This window comes from Flavobacterium sp. FlaQc-48 (genome assembly GCF_044007335.1).
Classification (GTDB): domain Bacteria; phylum Bacteroidota; class Bacteroidia; order Flavobacteriales; family Flavobacteriaceae; genus Flavobacterium.
In genome coordinates, this window is sequence record NZ_JBIPCR010000061.1 from 1 (window position 1) to 435 (window position 435).

Genomic DNA, 435 nt, shown 5'->3' on the forward strand with positions numbered 1-435 from the left:
CATAACCTTCCAGAGTTGTCTGTTTTACTCTTGACAACAAATCTCTAAAACTCGGGTTGTCGCTCAAATCACTGCGAAGTGCCAAAGTATTGACAAAAAAGCCTATCATTCCTTCTAACTCCGATTGCGTTCTATTCGCAATTGGTGTTCCTATACAAATATCGTCCTGTCCGCTGTAGCGAGATAACAATACCTTAAAGGCGGATAACATTAGCATAAAAAGGGTAACACCTTCTTGTTGGCATATCGAACTTAATGAGTCTCTCAGCTCTTTTCCTAATTCTAAAGAAACACTGGCGCCTTCATTGCTTTGCACAGAAGGACGAACATAATCCGTTGGTAAGGACAAAGTGCTTACTCCACTTAATTTTGCTTCCCAATAGGATAACTGATTCTCTAAAACCTCGCCTTCTAAATACTTGCGCTGCCAGATGG

General features: G+C 40.9%; 1 protein-coding gene. It reads right to left on the minus strand.

The annotated features are described in order from the left end of the window. Window positions 1-435, minus strand: a 435-nt coding sequence (locus ACHRWY_RS27585; RefSeq protein WP_395359230.1) for a condensation domain-containing protein, incomplete at both ends; no start/stop codon positions are given.